14 protein-coding genes and 1 riboswitch (1 of these 15 running past the window's edge) are annotated in these 14,420 nt (G+C 60.4%); of the genes, 9 read left to right on the top strand and 5 right to left on the bottom strand.

What is annotated here, in order from left to right:
- Positions 1 to 352: 352 nt before the first annotated feature.
- From fabV to ACTG2S_RS01165, 6 genes are all read left to right on the top strand, one after another.
- The gene (fabV, locus tag ACTG2S_RS01190; RefSeq protein ID WP_274161013.1) at positions 353 to 1,540 is read left to right on the top strand and encodes an enoyl-ACP reductase FabV; all 1,188 of its coding nucleotides are present in this window, start codon (positions 353 to 355) and stop codon (positions 1,538 to 1,540) included.
- A gap of 92 nt (positions 1,541 to 1,632) precedes the next feature.
- Positions 1,633 to 2,157: a non-heme ferritin gene (gene ftnA / locus ACTG2S_RS01185; protein ID WP_005339225.1), complete on the top strand. Its 525-nt coding sequence runs from the start codon at positions 1,633 to 1,635 to the stop codon at positions 2,155 to 2,157.
- A gap of 150 nt (positions 2,158 to 2,307) precedes the next feature.
- A complete protein-coding gene (locus ACTG2S_RS01180) occupies positions 2,308 to 3,492 on the top strand; it encodes an NAD(P)/FAD-dependent oxidoreductase (RefSeq protein WP_005339223.1) in 1,185 nt (394 codons plus the stop codon).
- Positions 3,493 to 3,573: 81 nt separating this feature from the next.
- Positions 3,574 to 5,247 (top strand): sensor histidine kinase, encoded by a 1,674-nt coding sequence (locus tag ACTG2S_RS01175; protein ID WP_047439828.1) that lies wholly within the window; start codon positions 3,574 to 3,576, stop codon positions 5,245 to 5,247.
- A gap of 46 nt (positions 5,248 to 5,293) precedes the next feature.
- A complete protein-coding gene (locus tag ACTG2S_RS01170) occupies positions 5,294 to 6,037 on the top strand; it encodes a LytR/AlgR family response regulator transcription factor (protein ID WP_307895910.1) in 744 nt (247 codons plus the stop codon).
- 109 nt (positions 6,038 to 6,146) lie between these two features.
- Positions 6,147 to 7,337: an L-lactate MFS transporter gene (locus ACTG2S_RS01165; protein WP_005339218.1), complete on the top strand. Its 1,191-nt coding sequence runs from the start codon at positions 6,147 to 6,149 to the stop codon at positions 7,335 to 7,337.
- 73 nt (positions 7,338 to 7,410) lie between these two features.
- Here ACTG2S_RS01165 and ACTG2S_RS01160 read toward each other — a convergent pair whose 3' ends face one another.
- The 4 genes from ACTG2S_RS01160 to ACTG2S_RS01145 form a co-directional block, all read right to left on the bottom strand.
- Positions 7,411 to 8,535, bottom strand: a complete 1,125-nt coding sequence (locus tag ACTG2S_RS01160) for a 5-(carboxyamino)imidazole ribonucleotide synthase (protein WP_439981885.1) — start codon at positions 8,533 to 8,535, stop codon at positions 7,411 to 7,413.
- The gene (gene purE / locus ACTG2S_RS01155) at positions 8,532 to 9,041 is read right to left on the bottom strand and encodes a 5-(carboxyamino)imidazole ribonucleotide mutase (RefSeq protein WP_429107138.1); all 510 of its coding nucleotides are present in this window, start codon (positions 9,039 to 9,041) and stop codon (positions 8,532 to 8,534) included. The genes ACTG2S_RS01160 and purE overlap by 4 nt, the downstream gene beginning before the upstream one ends.
- Positions 9,042 to 9,104: 63 nt before the next feature.
- On the bottom strand, positions 9,105 to 9,407 hold the full coding sequence (locus tag ACTG2S_RS01150) for a P-II family nitrogen regulator (protein ID WP_124928157.1): 303 nt from the start codon (positions 9,405 to 9,407) through the stop codon (positions 9,105 to 9,107).
- 4 nt (positions 9,408 to 9,411) lie between these two features.
- Complete coding sequence (locus ACTG2S_RS01145; protein ID WP_368166616.1) at positions 9,412 to 10,338, bottom strand: sodium-dependent bicarbonate transport family permease; 927 nt, start codon at positions 10,336 to 10,338, stop codon at positions 9,412 to 9,414.
- Positions 10,339 to 10,447: 109 nt separating this feature from the next.
- Here ACTG2S_RS01145 and ACTG2S_RS01140 point away from each other — a divergent pair, with 109 nt between their 5' ends.
- From ACTG2S_RS01140 to murI, 3 genes are all read left to right on the top strand, one after another.
- Positions 10,448 to 11,350, top strand: a complete 903-nt coding sequence (locus ACTG2S_RS01140; RefSeq protein WP_307895913.1) for a LysR family transcriptional regulator — start codon at positions 10,448 to 10,450, stop codon at positions 11,348 to 11,350.
- A gap of 35 nt (positions 11,351 to 11,385) precedes the next feature.
- A riboswitch (cobalamin riboswitch) is annotated at positions 11,386 to 11,563 on the top strand.
- 52 nt (positions 11,564 to 11,615) lie between these two features.
- The gene (locus tag ACTG2S_RS01135) at positions 11,616 to 13,439 is read left to right on the top strand and encodes a TonB-dependent receptor domain-containing protein (RefSeq protein WP_307895914.1); all 1,824 of its coding nucleotides are present in this window, start codon (positions 11,616 to 11,618) and stop codon (positions 13,437 to 13,439) included.
- A 115-nt stretch (positions 13,440 to 13,554) separates the two neighbouring features.
- Complete coding sequence (murI, locus tag ACTG2S_RS01130) at positions 13,555 to 14,358, top strand: glutamate racemase (RefSeq protein ID WP_439981883.1); 804 nt, start codon at positions 13,555 to 13,557, stop codon at positions 14,356 to 14,358.
- Between the two features lie 7 nt (positions 14,359 to 14,365).
- Here the strand turns inward: murI and ACTG2S_RS01125 are convergent, their stop codons facing one another.
- A protein-coding gene (locus ACTG2S_RS01125) for an RNA recognition motif domain-containing protein (protein ID WP_005357072.1) crosses the window boundary here: on the bottom strand, positions 14,366 to 14,420 show its 3' portion. It continues 437 nt past the right edge of the window; only the last 55 of its 492 coding nucleotides appear in the window; the start codon falls outside the window, past its right edge; its stop codon occupies positions 14,366 to 14,368.

Here is a 14,420-nt window from a genome sequence, read left to right as displayed (position 1 = left end):
AACTAAAATGGTGCCTCAGGCACAGTTTTGGGATTTAAATGAGTTTAATGACGTGTGACACAGGGTCAGCCACTCAGTTATTAACCACTGTTTGCCTATAAATTAAACAAGAGTTTGATGCAGGTCACACCCCTCGGCTTGCCGATCAGGGGGGAGAGGCATAGGATGTGCCCGTGCTTCGCAATGAACACAAAACAACAAAAAGCATCTGAATACCGCTTTGGGGAGCCACGTGCTCCCTTTTGTTTTTCTGCCTCAATTCCCGCGGCTTTTCTGACTGATAGCGATCCGGCATCAAGTTAATCTCTTTCGATTTGGTTATGCTGTAGCCAGTTTCTTTGGAGGCCTTCCCATGATCATTCATCCCCAGATTCAAGGTTGTGTTGCCCGCAACTGTCACCCCATCGGCTGCCGCGCCGCCGTGCAGCAGCAGATCGAACGGATCAAGGCCGCTGGCCCGTTCAACGGCCCCAAGCGGGTGCTGGTGCTGGGGGCCTCCTCCGGTTTCGGGCTGGCGTCGCGCATTGCGCTCGCCTTCGGGGCTGGTGCCGACACCATCGGCATCTCGTTTGAGCGCGGCCCTTCCGACAAAGGATTGGGCAGCGCCGGTTGGTACAACAACATCTGGTTTCGCAAGGAGGCGGAGCAGGAGGGGCGTATCGCCATCAACCTGATCGGTGATGCCTTCTCTGATGGCATGCGCCAGCAGGCCATCGACACCATCCGCCAGCAGCTGGGGCAGGTGGATCTGGTGATCTATTCGCTGGCGAGCGGCATCCGGGTGCTGCCAGATGGCACGCAGGTGCGTTCGGTGCTCAAGACTACCGGCCAGCCGTTCAGCGGCTGGGGGCTGGATCTGGAGCGCAATACGCTGGTGCAGCAGTCGCTGGCACCTGCCACGCCGGAGGAGATCCGCGATACCGTCACCGTGATGGGCGGCGAGGATTGGCAGCTCTGGATGCAGGCATTGCAGCAGGCCGATTGTCTCGCGCCCGGCGCGCAGACCGTCGCCTACTCCTACATCGGCCCGGAATCCACCTATCCCCTCTATCGGGATGGCACCATCGGTTATGCCAAGGAGCATCTGCACGCCACCGCCGAGACCATCAACCTGCAGCTGGCCGAGATTGGTGGCCATGCCTGGGTGTCAGTCTGCAAGGCGCTGGTAACCAAGGCGAGCGCCTATATTCCTGTGTTGCCGGTCTATCTGGGCTTGTTGATGGGGGTGATGAAGGAGCGCGGCGTCCATGAGGGCTGCATCGAGCAGATGCTGCGACTGTTTGCCGCCAAGATGTATGGGGCCAATGGGGTGGTGGCCGATGGCAACCGGCTGATCCGGATGGATGATCATGAGCTGGACCCGGCCATTCAGGCCGCCGTTTCGGCGCTCTGGCCCAAGGTGACGCCGGACAATTTCCACGGGCTGGGGGACTTTGCCGGGCTGCGGCAGGACTTCATGCAGCTCAACGGCTTCGAGCTGCCGGGCGTCGATTATGCTGCGCCGGTGGATGTCGCCTCCCTTAGGGAGCTGACCCCCTGAGCTGAAAGAAACGGGATCTCCCTCTCGTTGGCGGGTTGATTCGCGGCGGGAGTGTGGCGACAATCGATACCAAATCACTGAGGAGAAACAAGATGCTGGCCCAAGCCATGATCGAGAAGTTGAACGAGCAGATTAACTTGGAGTTCTACTCCTCCAATCTCTATCTGCAGATGAGCGCCTGGTGCGAAGACAAGGGCTTTGAAGGGGCGGCGACCTTCCTGCGCCAGCACGCGGTTGAGGAGCGCCAGCACATGGAGCGTCTGTTCACCTACGTGAGCGAGACCGGCGCCATGCCCAAGCTGGGTGCCATCGATGCCCCTCCCCACGAGTTCAAGTCGCTGGGCGACGTGTTCCGTACCACCCTGGAGCACGAGTACCACATCACCAAGTGCATCAATGGACTGGCTCACGTGGCCTTCACCACTCAGGACTACTCCACTTTCAACTTCCTGCAGTGGTATGTGGCCGAGCAGCATGAAGAGGAGAAGCTGTTCAAGAGCATCGTCGACCGTCTTGGTCTGGTGGGTGAAGATGGCAAAGGGCTCTACTTCATCGACAAGGAGCTGGCCGAACTGGCCAAGGGCGCCCCGGCCAGCATCATGGACAGCAACGCCTGATAGTCGTGGACACTTAGTGTTCAGCCAGTACAATAACGGCCCTTTTAAGGGCCGTTGTTTATTCTGGTGGGCAGCCACTATGGTTGTGTTCCGCCAAAGGCGATCTCGGTTCTGGCCAGGTGCCGTTTCTATTTTGATAAGTGAGTGATGATGAAGCAGGTCGATGTGGTGGTGATCGGGGCCGGTGCGGCCGGATTGATGTGTGCGGCGCAGGCGGGCTACCGTGGCCGCTCCGTGCTGGTGCTCGACAACGCCAAGAAGCCGGGCCGCAAGATCCTCATCAGTGGCGGTGGCCGCTGCAACTTCACCAACCATCAGGCGGGCGCTCACGCCTACCTGTCGGAGAATCCCCACTTCAGCAAGTCGGCGCTGGCTCGCTATACCCAGCAGGACTTTATCGATCTGGTGGATCGCCACGGGGTCAACTATCACGAGCGCACTTTGGGGCAGCTGTTCTGTCTCGAGAGCGCCAAGGAGATCGTCGATGTGCTGCTCACCGAGTGTGACTGGGCCGGGGTGACCCTGCAGTTCCAGACCGAGATCCTCACCGTCAGCAAGCAGGACGAAGGCTTTGTGTTGACCACCAGCAAGGGTGAGATCGGCTGTCATTCGTTGGTGGTGGCGACCGGCGGTCTCTCCATGCCCAAGCTGGGCGCTACCCCGTATGGCTTCAAGCTGGCGGAGCAGTTCGGCCTCAAGGTGCTGCCGACCCGCGCCGGTCTGGTGCCCTTCACCCTCCATCAGGCGGAGAAAGAGGCGTTTGCCGATCTGGCGGGCATCAGCCTGCCGGTAGCGGTGACCGCCGAGGATGGCACTCGCTTCAAGGAGGCTATGCTGTTCACCCACCGCGGCCTCTCCGGCCCCGTCATCCTGCAGATCTCCTCTTACTGGCATGCGGGTGAGAAGATCCACATCAACCTGCTGCCGGAGCTGGATATTCCGGCCGCCCTGCGTGAATGGGCGCAGGCGCACCCGGCGCAGGAGCTGAAAACCGTGCTGGGTCGCGAGCTGCCAAAGCGCTTCGTCGACAAGCTGGTGGAGCTGGGTCAGCTGGTCAGCAAGCCGATGCGCCAATACAACGAGCGGGAGCTTGAAGCGGTGGCCAATTTGCTGGGTGACTGGCAGATCCTGCCCAACGGCACCGAGGGGTATCGCACCGCCGAAGTGACCCTGGGCGGCGTCGATACCAATGAGCTCTCCTCCAAGACCATGGAGGCACGCAAGGTGCCGGGCCTCTACTTCATCGGCGAGGTGGTGGACGTGACCGGCTGGCTCGGTGGCTACAACTTCCAGTGGGCCTGGTCCTCCGGTTGGGTAGCTGGCCAATATTGTTGATGTCGCTGGGGCTGGTTTATCCGGCCCCGATTTATTGGTCAGGGTTATGGTGATCGGTTGGGTTGCCGCAAGGGGGCGCAGATGCTTGAGAATCAGATGATGTTGTTGGCGGTGTTCGAGCGGGCGGCGCTGATGCTGATGACCCTCTTCTTCCTGACCCGTACCCGGCCGTTCCAGCGGCTGTTCCAGAAGCGGGATCACACCCCGGCAGAGCTGGTGCTGGTGGCCTCCATCTTCGGCCTGTTTGCGGTGTTCAGTACCTACACCGGCATTCCGGTGGAGGGGGCGCTGATCAACGTGCGGATCATTGCCATCATCTCCGGCGGCATTCTGTTCGGCCCCTGGGTCGGCATTCCGGCCGGGGTCATCTCCGGCCTGCACCGCTACCTCATCGATATGGATGGTCACACCTCCATCCCTTGCCTTATCGCCAGCATCATTGCCGGTCTGCTCGCCACCTGGCTGCACCTGCGCTGCCGCAAGTCGCGGCTCTGGCTCTACGGCATTCTGGCGGGGATGCTTTGCGAAGGGCTCACCATGCTGCTTATCTGGCTGCTGACCGAGCCCCACGAAGTCGGGGTGGAGATCGTCAACCATATCGCCTATCCGATGATCGCCGGGGCGCTCTGCATCGGTCTCATCATCAAGCTGGTGCAGGATCTGGATGACGAGAAGGAGCTGATTGCCGCCAAGCAGGCCAAGCTGGCGCTCGATATCGCCAACAAGACGCTGCCTTTCTTCCAGAACATCGATCGCCACTCCCTCAGTCAGGTGTGCGATGTGATCCGGCGGGACATCAGCGCCGATGCGGTGGCCATCACAGATACCCATGACGTGCTGGCCTATGTCGGGGTGGGCAAGGACTATTACGAGCTGGACGAGCACCACGCCATCAGCGGCATGACCCAGCAGGCGGTGCTGCTCGACCAGATCATCATCAACAACGATCTGCGCCAGTATCACCTCTCCGATTTCCACTCGGTCATCATTATTCCGCTGCGGGAAAACGGCGCGGTGAGCGGCACCCTCAAGATCTACTACCGCCGCACCCACAGCATCACCAGTTCGCTGCGGGAGATGGCGGTGGGTCTCTCTCAGCTCATCTCCACCCAGATGGAGGTGTCGCGCATCGAGCAACTCAAGGAGATGACCCGCAAGGCGGAGTTCACCGCGCTGCAGAGCAAGATCAACCCGCACTTCCTGTTCAATGCCCTCAACGCCATCTCGTCGCTGATCCGCATCCGGCCCCAGCAGGCGCGCCAGCTCATTGCCAATCTGGCGGATTACCTGCGCTACAACCTCAACAAGGGGGATGAACTCATCGACATTCAGGAGGAGCTGCAGCAGGTGCGTGACTACGTGGCCATCGAGCAGGCCCGCTTCGGCGACAAGCTGGAGGTGGTGTTCGAGGTGGACGACGTCCACATTCAGGTGCCGAGCCTGCTGTTGCAGCCGCTGGTGGAAAACGCCATCCTGCACGGCATTCAGCCCCGCAGCGCGCCGGGTCGGGTCACCATCGAGGTGAAGCAGCTGGCGGGCGGCATCCGGGTATCGGTACGAGACACAGGTTACGGCATCAGTCAGGCGGTGATCGACGGGGTCGCCGCCGGTCGGGTGGAGAGTCGCAGCATCGGCCTGATGAACGTGCATCAGAGGGTCAAGCTGCTTTATGGCGACGGCCTGCATCTCAAGCGGCTGGAACCGGGTACCGAGGTGAGTTTCTATCTGCCGGATCAGGAGTCGATGCCATGCTGAGAGCCATCATGGTTGAGGATAAGTGTGTGCCGCGAGAGGTGTTGTCATGCTGAAAGCGATCATTGTGGAAGACGAGTATCTGGCCCGTGAAGAGCTGGCCTATCTGGTGGGGCAGCACAGCCAGATCGAGATAGTGGCGAGCTTCGAGGATGGGCTGGAGGCGTTCAAATACCTGCAGGATCACGAGGTGGATGTGGTGTTTCTGGATATCCAGATCCCCTCCATCGATGGCTTGCTGCTGGCCAAGAACCTGCACAAGTCGAGCCATCCGCCCCACATCGTCTTCGTCACCGCCTACAAGGAGTTTGCGGTGGAGGCGTTCGAGCTGGAGGCGTTCGATTACATCCTCAAACCCTACAACGAGCCCCGCATCATCAATCTGCTGCAAAAGCTCGAGCATGCGGGCAAGTCGCAGCCAGCCACCACGGGGGAGGCGAACGGTGAGGGGAATAGCCCGCACAATCGCACCGTCAATCTGGTGAAGGGGGAGCGTATCATCGTCACCCCCTGTGAGCAGATCTACTACGCGGAAGCCGATGAGAAGCTCACTTATGTCTACACCCGCGACGATCGCTACGTGATGACCATGACCATCAGCGAGTTTGTCAGCCGGCTGCCCGCCGAGGGGTTCTTTCGCTGTCACCGCTCCTACTGCGTCAACATCAACAAGATCCGCGAAATAGTCCCCTGGTTCAACAGCACCTATCTCATCCGGCTCCATGATCTGCCGTTCGAGGTGCCGGTCAGTCGCAGCAACATCAAGGCGTTCCGTCAGCTGATGCGGCTCTGATTGTCATTCATTCCCGCCGATCTGCATTTCATGCCTTAATCGATCGGCGCGAGCTGCGTCTTGCCTATAGTGGCCTCAATTTCCTTAAGGCCATCGACCGAGACGCATCATGACCATCGATCTGAACCGCACCCGGTACCTGACACTGATCGGTACCATCATCACCCAGTTTGCACTGGGTTCTGTCTATACCTGGAGCCTGTTCAACGCCCAGCTCTCCGACAAGCTGGACGAGCCGGTGAGTCAGGTCGCTTTCGCTTTCGGTCTGCTCAGCCTCTCGCTGGCGGTCGCCTCCTCCATGGCGGGCAAGCTGCAGGAGCGATTCGGGGTGCGCAACGTAACCTTGGGCGCCGGCGTGCTGCTCGGCATCGGCTTCTTCCTCACCGCCCACGCCAGCAATCTGGCGATGCTCTACCTCTGCGCAGGCATTCTGGTCGGTTTTGCCGACGGCACTGGTTACCTGATGACTCTCTCCAACTGCGTGAAGTGGTTCCCGGAGCGCAAGGGGCTGATCTCCGCCTGTTCCATCGGGGCCTATGGTCTCGGCAGTCTCGGTTTCAAATACATCAACCTGCTGCTGCTCTCCAGCTCCGGCCTTGAGACCACCTTCCAGCTGTGGGGGCTGATTGCCATGTCCATGGTGCTGGTGGGCGGCATGCTGATGAAGGATGCGCCCAAGCAGGCCGCTTCCGTGCAGCAGAGCGAGAGCCGTGACTTCACTCTGGCCGAGGCGATGCGCAAGCCGCAGTACTGGATGCTGGCGCTGATGTTCCTCACCGCCTGCATGAGCGGCCTCTACGTCATCGGCGTGGCCAAGGATATCGGCGAGAAGATGGTGGGTCTGCCTGCTGTCGTCGCCGCCAATGCCGTCGCCATCATCGCCATGGCCAACCTGGGTGGCCGTCTGGTGCTGGGTATCCTCTCCGACAAGATGTCCCGCATCCGGGTCATCACCATCGCCCAGTTGATTACCCTGGCGGGCATGGCGCTGCTGCTGTTCGTGCCGCTCAATGCCAACCTGTTCTTTGTGGCTGTCGCCTGCGTGGCATTCAGCTTCGGTGGCACCATCACCGTCTACCCCTCGCTGGTGAGCGACTTCTTCGGTCTCAACAACCTGACCAAGAACTACGGCGTCATCTATCTGGGCTTTGGTCTGGGCAGCATCATTGGCTCCATCGTGGCCTCTCTGTTTGGCGGCTTTATGGCGACCTTCCACCTGATCCTGGTGTTGCTGGTGGTGGCGCTGGTGCTCTCCCTCACCATCCGCCTGCCGGCACCGGTAGCGGTGGAGCGGGCCTGACAAGTCTCCCTGCCACAGCAAGCAAAAACAGAGACCCGGGCCATGCCCGGGTCTTTGCATTTCCGATGCTCGATCAGCGTGGCGCCAGCCCCAGCAGCTGGCGGGCCTTGCAGCAGGTTTCCTCCACCGTTGACCAGTCGTCACCGGTTACCGTGATATGGCCCATCTTGCGGCCGGGGCGGGGTTCGCCCTTGCCGTAGAGGTGCAGATGCAGGCCGGGCAGCGTCAGCAGGGCAGACCAGTCTGGCGTGCCGTTTTGCCAGAGATCCCCCAGCAGGTTGATTAACAGGGCGGGGCGCACGGCGATCTGCTCTGGCAGCGGCAGATTGCACAGGGCCCGCACCTGCAACTCGAACTGGCTGCATGCGACGTTGTCGAGGCTGGGATGGCCCGAGTTGTGGGGGCGGGGCGCCAGCTCGTTGACCAATAGCCTCCCCTCCACCAGAAAGAACTCCACCGTCAGCACCCCGACGTAATCGAGGGCGGCAATCAGCCGCTCGGCGATCCCTTTGGCCTCGCGCTCCAGCACCGGCACATTGGCCGGGGAGCGGGTCTGATCGAGAATGCCGCCGCTGTGCCAGTTCTGCACCAGTGGCAGGGCGCTGATGGCGCCGCTCGGGCTGCGGGCCAGGGTCAGGGCAAATTCCCCCTCCAGTGCCAGCCGTTTTTCCAGCACGCAGGGCACGCCACTGCCTGCCAGCGCCGTCGCCAGCTCATCCAGATTGCTCACTTGCCACTGCCCCTTGCCGTCGTACCCCTCGCGGGCCGTCTTGAGAATGGCGGGGAAGATTTCGCTGGCCTGTGCGGGGATGGGCTCTTCCGGCAGTAGCGCCAGATAGGGGGCGACCGGGATGTCAGCTCCGCGCAGAAAGGCTTTCTCCTCGCGGCGATCCTGACAGATGCGCACCGCGCTGGCGGCCGGGCGTACCGGCTTTTGTTTTTCGAGCAGCGCGAGGGTGGCGGCGGGCACGTTCTCGAACTCGCAGCTGATGGCCTCGCAGTGGCTGGCCAGCTCGTGCAGGGCGGTCTGGTCGTCATAGGGGGCGACAATATGGTGATCGGCTGCGGCACCGGCGATGCTGGCCGGGTCGGGATCCAGCACCACCACCTTGTAGCCGAGGCGGTGGGCGGCCATCACGAAGTAGCGGCCAAGCTGACCGCCCCCCAGCATGCCGAGGGTGGCGGGTGGCAGGATCATGTCGGCTCCTCCAGTTGCAGTGCCAGCACCCGATCTCGCTCGTGGTTGCGGAAGTCGTCGAGCTGCTGCCGGTAACGGGGTGCGTCGTCATCCCGGGCGACCGAGAGCAGAGAGACCGCGAACAGGGCGGCGTTGGCCGCTCCCGCCTCGCCGATGGCGAAGGTGGCGACAGGGACCCCCTTGGGCATCTGCACGATGGAGAGCAGGGAGTCCATCCCCTTGAGATGACGGGAGGGAATGGGCACCCCCAGCACCGGCAATGTGGTCTTGGCGGCGACCATGCCCGGCAGGTGAGCGGCACCACCTGCTCCGGCGATGATGGCGCGCAGGCCGCGCTCGCGGGCAGTGGCGGCATACTCGAACAGCAGATCCGGGGTGCGATGGGCCGAGACCACCCGCGCCTCGTAGGGCACGCCGTGTTCCTTGAGGATGCGGGCGGCAGTCTGCAGCACGGGCCAGTCGGAGTCGGAGCCCATTACCAGGCCGATCAGCGGAGGGGTGTTCATGTGTATTGGTTCCTTGCTGTTAAACGTTTGCTTTTTGTGAACAAAAAGAGCCGGCAAGCCGGCTCAGAATTTCTCGGGTCGCACGATTTCGACCGGTTGCAGAAAGGCGATCATGGCGTAGTCGGGGTAGTAGCGACTCTGCAGGTGGGCCAGCAGCCGCTCCGCCTGCTCCCGACTGCAGATCGTCTCCAGCCGGATGTTGCCGCTCTCGCTCCAGCTGGCGTTGCGCTCGCCATGATCCCCCCGGCCGCGGGCATCTGTGATGGTGTAGCCGCGCAGCCCCTCGCGGGTGAGGGTGCGCAGCAGGGTCGGCTCCAGATTGGCTTCCGTGATGACGGTCAGCAGGGTGCGGGTCTCGGTCTGCATGTGGCTACTCCGTGAAGTGGCGGGCCCAGCTGTGGTAGAGCGGGATCCCCAGCATGATGTTGAACGGGAAGGTGACCCCCAGCACGGCGCTGAGGGACAGCCCCGGGTTGGCCTGAGGCACGGCGATGCGCATGGTAGCCGGCACGGCAATATAGGAGGCGCTGGCCGCCAGGGTAGCCAGCAGGGTCAGGCCGCCGAGAGAGAGGCCCATCAGCTGGCCAGCTGCCAATCCCAGTCCCGCGGAAGCGAGCGGCATCAACAGGGCGAAGCCGAGCAGGAACAGGCCGTGGCGGCGCAGATCCTGACACTGGCGGGCGACGATGAGGCCCATCTCCAGCAGGAACAGCGCCAGCGCTCCCTTGAACAGGTCGACAAACAGCGGTTTGAGCGGGGCAATCCCATCCGGTCCGGCCAGATAGCCGATGGCCATGCCGCCCAGCAGCAGAGTTACCCCTTTGCTGAGGAAGGTCTCGTGGGCCAGCATGCGCCAGCGAGTCTCGCGACTGATGCCGCGGGCCAGCACTATGCCCACCAGAATGGCCGGGATCTCCATCACCGCGAGAAAGATGGAGAGCTGGGATTCAAAGCTGATGCCCCGCTCGGTGAGCCAGTTCACCCCGACCGCAAAGGTGGCGACGCTGACCGAGCCGTAGTGGGCGGCGGTGGCAGCGGCATCGACCCGGTTCATCTTGAGGCGCAGCACGGCAAAGCCGAGCAGGGTCTGCACCACGCCGAGCAGGATCACCAGCGCCAGTTGCGGCAGCAGAGGTTGCAGGGATTGCTGGGCCAGACCGACGCCGCCCTTGAGGCCTATGGCCAGCAGCAGAAAGAGGGAGAGGGTGTCGTAGAGGGCAGGCGGCAGCTTGAGCTCGGAGCGTACCAGACCGGCCAGCAGACCAAACAGAAAGAAGAGTACAACAACGTCCAGCATGATGGTTCGCAGGGCAGTTCAGATAATGGTTGCATGCTAGAGCCCGCAATGTTTCGATAAAATCAGATTCTCGCTGATGGTTGTTCGGTAAAAACTGATAGGGAACGGCATGCTCAACTACAAACAGCTCTACTACTTCTGGCATGTGGCGCGCAGTGGCAGCGTGACGCAGGCAGCTGAACAGCTGCACTTAACGCCGCAGACCATCAGCGGTCAGGTCGCCGAGCTGGAGCAGTCTCTCGGGGTGGCGCTGTTCAACCGGGTGGGGCGGCGTCTGGTGCTGACTGCCGCCGGACGGCAGGCGCAGGAGCAGGCAGGGGCCATTTTCTCGCTCGGTGCCGAGCTGGAGCACACCCTGCGCCACGCCAGTCAGGAGCTGACCATGCAGGTGGGGATCGCCGATTCGGTACCCCGTACTCTGGCGTTCGAGTTGCTGGCCCCCGCCATGGCGCTGGCGACCCCGTTGCGGCTGGTGTGTCACGAGGAGCGGGCCGAGCAGCTGTTCAGCGAGCTGGCCCGCCACAAGCTTGATATGGTGCTGATCGATCGCCCACTCCCTCTCGACAGCGGCGTGCGCGGCTACAACCACGAGCTGGGGCGCAGCCCGCTGGCGCTGTTTGCCAGCCCCGAGTTGGCGGCGCGGGCGCGGGATGGCTTTCCCGCCTCGTTGGAGGGGTTGCCGCTGCTGATCCCTGGAGAGAAGTCTGCCACCCACGATCGGCTGCTGGAGTGGTATCGCCAGCAGGGCATTCATCCCCATCTGGTGGGGCAGTTTGATGACTCCACCCTGATGAAGTCGTTCGGCAAGGCGGGGATGGGGATCTTCCCGGCGCCGCTGGCGATGGCCGACGAGATTGGCCGTCTCTACGGAGTGGAGCGGATTGCGACCCTCACCGACGTTACCCTCTCTTATTATCTGGTCTCGGCAGGACGCCATCTCTCTCATCCCGGGGTACAGGCGGTGATGGAGGGCGCCCAGCAGCGGCTGGCGGCGCTGGCCGGCAATAAATAGAAATCTGGATGGCTATACATCCAGCTTAGCTCTGCCTATAATCCTCCCGCTTTGGCGCATCATGCTTAATAGGGAATCCGGTGAGAATCCGGAGCTGGCGCGCAGCGGTAAGGGGGAACGAAGCGACATCAGGGCACTGCCGTCAGGCGGGAAGCCGTCGCCGTAGGCTATCAGCCCCTGAGCCCGAAGACCTGCCAGAGTTCGTATTTCGGGCCGAGAGAAACCGGCCACGAAGTAGATACTTACGCGAACTTAAGGATCTCTCATGTCGAAGACATTTCTGGCAGCAGCCCTGTTGCCAGTGGCGGCGCTTGCTCAACCGCTGACCATTCCCGTCAATCCCACTCTGGTGATCACCGCCAATCGGGTGGAGCAGCCAGTCAGTTCGGTGCTGGCTCCCGTAGTGGTTATTGATCGCGCCGAGATCGAATCTCGTCAGATAGACAATTTGCCCGATCTGTTAAAAACCCTGCCTGGTGTTCAAGTGGCAACACTGGGCGGGAGAGGTCATCAAAGCAGCCTTTACATCAGGGGCGCTAAAACCAAGCACTCCCTGCTGCTGGTAAATGGCCGTCCCGTCCCCACTCTGGTCACCGGTAATAATGACCTTAGCCAGATTCCGCTAGGCAATATCGAGCGTGTTGAATATATCCGCGGGCCTCGCGCCGCCATCTATGGCTCTGACGCCATCAGTGGTGTTATCAACCTCATCACCAAAGCGTCAGCAAAAAATGGCAACGAGACTCACGTTAAAGGTGGTGTTGGATCACATGGTTATGGGCTTGGGGAGCTGAGAACCGTGCAGGCACTTGGCCAGCAGACCGATATGAATATGATGATCGGCTATGAGCGTACCGATGGTTATGACGTTCGGGCACAAGATGGCTGGACGTCGCTGCAGCCAGATCGGGACGGCTTTGCCGGTTTGAACGGTCAGATTGGCTTGAACCACAGCTTTAGTGATGCTTGGAGCGCTGATTTTAACGCTCAAGGTTTTAATAACATCACCGAGAGTGACGGTGACTATAGCGATATGAATCGGAATCAGGCTGCCCAGCTAGATGGCGGAGTGCTGTTCAAAAGCGATCATATATCTAGTCGCCTGGAAGCTAGCTATGGCGAAAACAAGCTAAAAACCTGGCTTGATAACAAGGGGGAAGCTAGCGGCGAGCCTATTCACACAGGCTTGACTCGTCTCTCTTGGGTCAATAATTGGAACCCAATTAAAGGGGCAAATATCACAGGTGGGGCTGACTGGCAGCGGGAACAGCTGAAGTCTGATTCCCGCTCGGGTGGTCAATCATTTACTGCGTCTGACCGTGATAATACAGGGCTCTTTATTGTAGGTAGTTATGGCTGGAATCCGTTCCTGTTTGAGCTTTCCGGCAGGACTGATGACAACGAGCAATATGGTCGCCACAACACCTGGTCTGCAGCGAGTGGTTTGGATGTTGATGAGTCTCATCATCTACGACTGAGCTATGGAACGGCGTTCAAAGCACCGACCTTTATGGATCTTTACTCGCCATACTCCCTCAAAAGCGACTATCTCAAGCCAGAAGAGAGCAAGAATATTGAGCTGGGCTTATCTGGCCGCTATAGCGCTTGGGATTGGTCAACGAATCTTTATCGCAACGACATCAATGAAATGATCGACTACGGTCCTGACTATCGCCCTTACAACATCGGAGAGGTGCGACTGGAAGGTGTTGAGTTGGCGATTGGATTGGACACCGGGCCGTTCCACCACAAGGTGAGTTACGATTACACTCGCGCTCAGGATAGAAGCAAGCAAGATCGCCAGTTGGACCGGGTAGCCAAGCATAAAGGCAGCTTGATTACTGAAGTCAGTCTTGGCTCCGTTTTGTGGTCTGGCGAGATCCTTTATACCGGGGAACGAACAGATCTGGGCGCAACCAAGCAGTTGCCTTCTTATACCGTGTTCAATCTGGCTGCGACCTATCCGGTGACCAACGCCCTGACCCTCGGGGGGCGAATCGACAACCTTTTTGATCGTAACTATGAGGGGGCGTATGGCTATGCTGCACCAGGAGCCGAAGCCAAGGTGACCGCAGACTATCGTTTTTAAGGTTAAAGTACTCTGTCGTTTTCAGCAGAAAACCGAGGCCCTGCCATTGGCAGGGCCTTTTCTATTGGCTGCAGGCGGGAGTATGATCGCCGCCTTGCACCAAAGGGGAGCTCAAGTGGCCAATATTCTCGTGTTTGATTCCGGTATGGGTGGCCTGACCATCTACCGCGAGATCCGCCGCGTTCTGCCGGCACACAACTATTTCTACTGCTTCGATAATGCCAACTTCCCGTATGGTGAATTGAGCGAGCCCGCCCTGATTGCTGCCTGCACTCGCTTGGTGACCACCATGGTGGCCCGTCATCATATCGATCTGGTGGTGATTGCCTGTAATACGGCCAGCACCATAGCGCTGCCAGCCCTGCGTGAGGCACTGGATATTCCTGTGGTGGGGGTGGTGCCAGCCATCAAGCCTGCCGCTGCACAGACTCGCAATGGTTGTATCGGTCTGCTGGCTACGCCAGGCACGGTGAGTCGCGACTATACCCACGAACTGATCGCCCAGTTTGCTCCCGGCAAGCATGTGCTGCTCAAGGGCACCATCGAGCTGGTCATAGAAGCCGAACACAAGCTGGCGGGCCTGCCGGTCAATATGGCGTTGCTGCGCGAGGTATTGGCCGACTGGCTGGAGGGGGAAGAGCAGCCGGATACGCTGGTGCTCGGTTGCACTCACTTCCCGCTACTCAATGAAGAGATTGGGCAACTGATGCCGCAATGCCAGCTTATTGACTCGGGCAGTGCCGTTGCCAAACGGGTGGCCTGGTTGCTGAGCAATGGCGGGCATGCCACCGTGCAGCCTGTACATATAGAAGAGGTGATTGCCAGGGCTTACTGTACCCGGCTGGATGGGGAGGCCCAAAAACTGACAGCCCCCTTGCAAGCATGGGGGCTGTCATCATTGGAAGAGGTGAAGTACTGACGAGCGGTTAGGCGTCAGTTTCGCTACCTTCTCTTTCCTCTTTATCACGTTTGTCATTTGCT

Origin of the sequence: Aeromonas sp. 82P (assembly GCF_051919365.1) — a bacterium.
Taxonomy (GTDB): domain Bacteria; phylum Pseudomonadota; class Gammaproteobacteria; order Enterobacterales; family Aeromonadaceae; genus Aeromonas; species Aeromonas veronii.
The sequence above is the reverse complement of the archived record's forward strand: the minus strand, read 5'-3'. Positions and strand labels throughout refer to the sequence as shown.